Origin of the sequence: Lentzea indica (genome assembly GCF_012184385.1) — a bacterium.
In the GTDB taxonomy this organism is placed as follows: domain Bacteria; phylum Actinomycetota; class Actinomycetes; order Mycobacteriales; family Pseudonocardiaceae; genus Lentzea; species Lentzea indica.
Genome location: NZ_VSRL01000472.1, coordinates 1 through 2,934 on the forward strand (window position 1 = coordinate 1; position 2,934 = coordinate 2,934).

Genomic DNA, 2,934 nt, shown 5'->3' on the forward strand with positions numbered 1-2,934 from the left:
ATGACCGCCGCGATCTGGCACAACCGCGCCACCGGCCAGCCCGTCACCCGATCCCTGATCGCCTACGACCACTGATCAGTTAGGACTTACTCGTCTAGACGAGTAAGTCCTAAGAACTCCTAACAGAATGATCTTGGAATAAGGTTGATCATCGGTGTGTTGATCACGGTGTGAGGAAGAGTGAGCAGCTTCCCTGGATCGTGTCCGACGAGTTGTGGACGCGGATTGAGCCGCTGCTCCCGGTGGTCCCGCTTCGTGCGGATCATCCGGGGCGCAAGCGGCTGGATGATCGCAAGGTGTTGTGCGGCATCCTGTTCGTGCTCTACACCGGGATCCCGTGGGAGTTCCTGCCCCAGGAACTCGGCTTCGGCTCTGGCATGACCGCCTGGCGGCGGTTGCGGGATTGGCACCAGGCCGGGGTGTGGCAGCGGCTGCACGAGAACCTGCTCGCCGAGCTCAACGCCGCGGACGCGCTGGACTGGTCGCGGGCGGTGATCGACGGCTCGCACGTGCGCGCGCTCAAGGGTGGCCCAAAACCGGTGCGAGCCCGGTCGACCGCGCCAGAACGGGCTCGAAACACCACCTGATCACCGAAGAGCACGGCATCCCGCTGGCCGTGTCACTCACCGGCGGCAACCGCAACGACGTCACCCAGCTGATGCCGCTGATCGACCAGATCCCGCCGGTGCGCGGCAAACGCGGCCGGCCCCGGTTCCGGCCCGACGCGTTGTATGCAGACCGCGGCTACGACCACGACAAGTACCGCGCGCTGGTGCGCGACAAGGGCATCACACCCGTGATCGCCCGCCGTGGCAGCGAACACGGCTCCGGGCTGGGCGTCTATCGCTGGGTGGTCGAGCAGACCTTCGCGCTGCTGCACTGGTTCCGCCGCCTGCGGATCCGCTGGGAGATCCGCGACGACATCCACGAGGCCTTCCTCAGCCTGGCCTGCGGCATCATCTGCTGGCGCCGACTCCGCAACCTCTCATTGAGTTAGGAGTTCTTAGGCATCCGTAAGAGCACGACCCGCGGGCACCACAGCGGCGACGCTCTAATCCTGGCCTCAGGTTGATCGGGGACGATGAGCGGCAAAAGCATCGACTGGAGGGGCGGGCCGGCGTGCGGATCATGATCGCGGATGACGAGGCGGCCATCCGTGAGTCGCTGGAGCGTGTGCTCCAGGTCGAGGGTTACGACACCAGCACCGTCGCCAACGGTCTCGCCGTGCTCGACGGAGTCGACGGCGACGAGCCGGATCTGCTGATCCTCGACGTGATGATGCCCCGCCTCGGCGGGGTGGAGACCTGTCGGCGGTTGCGGGCAGCCGGCCGGGATCTGCCGGTGCTGATGCTGACCGCCCGGGATCAGGTCTCCGACCGGGTCGCGGGGCTCGACGCGGGCGCCGACGACTACCTGCCCAAGCCGTTCGCCACCGAGGAGTTGCTGGCCAGGGTCCGGGCCCTGCTGCGCCGCCGCGCGCCGGGCGGCGACGAGTCGCAGATCCTGACGTTCGCCGACGTCCGGGTCGATCCCGACAGGTTCGAAGCGTGGCGGGGCGGGCGGCCGCTCCGCCTGACCCGGACCGAGTTCTTCCTGCTGGAGGTCCTCGTGCGCAACGCGACCAGGGTGTTGACCCGAGGCGAGCTGTTCGGGGCGATCTGGGGCTTCGACATGAGCGTCACCTCCAACAACCTCCAGGTGTACGTGAGCTACCTGCGCCGCAAGATGGAGGCCGGGGGTGAGCCGCGACTGATCTACACGCGGCGCGGCTTGGGGTACACGTTGCGGGAGACTCCTCCGTGAGCAGGCCCGCCGGCCGGGGCTCGCGCCGGCTGACCCGCTGGTGGCGTCGGCGGTCCCTGCGGACCAGGCTGACGGTGATCGCGGCGACGGCCATCGCGGCCAGCGTGTTCATGGCCTTCCAGGTGGCCAGCGAGCTGTTGGACTGGGAGCTGCGAGCTACCACAGAGGATCAGCTGCGCGCCGACTCCCGCGTCCTGGCGGCGAACGCGGAGCGCGCCGGTCTGGCGCAGGTCCAGCTACCGCCATATCCCGGATCCGGTCGGCTGGTGCGGGTCATCCTGTCCGACGGCTCGATCCGGACGCCGGTCGGCCAACCCGCGCTGCCCCCGGTCAGCGAGCACGCCGGGCGCGTGGCGCAGGGCGCGTCGGCCGACCTGATGGAGTCGGGCGACAGCGACGACGACGGCTACTTCGTCTACACGCTGCGGGCAGGCGACGGCGCGGTCCAGGTGGCCCGCATAGCCGACGACAGCCCGATCAACCGGTTCGGGTTGGGCATGCTGCTGATCGGGCTGCTCTGCGTGGTCTGCGGCGCCCTTGTCGGGCGGGCCGTGGCGCGGACCGGGCTGGCACCGATCGACCAGCTGACCGCCGCCGCGGTCCGTGTCGCGCACACCCGGGATCTCGACGCCGACATCCCGGATGAGGGCGGCGGGGAGATCCGGCAGCTGATCCAGTCGATCAACGACATGCTCGCCGCGCTCCGGGACTCCCGGCAGGCCCAGCGGCTGCTCGCCGAGGACGCCGCCCACGAGCTCAAGACCCCGCTCACCAGCCTGCGCCTCAACATCGAACTGTTGATCCGGCTCGATCGGCGCGGCACCCTGGACAGCGCACTGCCCTCGGAGAGCCGGACCCGGCTGCTCAACGACCTCGGCGCCCAGGTGGCCGAGTTGAGCACCCTTGCCGCCGAGATGACCGACCTGGCGCGCGGTGACGTCACCGACGAGAACACCGAACTGCTCGACCTCGCCGACGTGGTGGTGGCCGCCTCGGCGCAGGCGTGTTCCCGCATGCCCGACGTCGAGGTCGCGCTCGACGTGACCTCCGTGTGGGTGAGTGGGCGTCCCGCTGCGCTCCAACGGGCGGTGCTCAACCTCATCGACAACGCCGGCAAGTGGTCCCCTGCGG

At 69.2% G+C, this 2,934-nt stretch carries 3 protein-coding genes; all 3 read left to right on the plus strand.

From position 1 onward, the window contains the following. The first annotated feature begins 197 nt into the window (after positions 1–197). Positions 198–997 (plus strand): IS5 family transposase gene (locus FXN61_RS48530; protein ID WP_376770827.1). Its coding sequence is split into 2 segments (ribosomal slippage): positions 198–531 and positions 531–997, totalling 801 coding nucleotides; the frame shifts between segments, so codons are not numbered across the junction. Between the two features lie 122 nt (positions 998–1,119). Beyond that, a complete protein-coding gene (locus FXN61_RS48535; RefSeq protein ID WP_167980508.1) occupies positions 1,120–1,803 on the plus strand; it encodes a response regulator transcription factor in 684 nt (227 codons plus the stop codon). Then, a partial coding sequence (locus FXN61_RS48540; RefSeq protein WP_167980509.1) for a sensor histidine kinase occupies positions 1,800–2,934 on the plus strand: 1,135 nt, incomplete at its 3' end. The genes FXN61_RS48535 and FXN61_RS48540, both read left to right, overlap by 4 nt.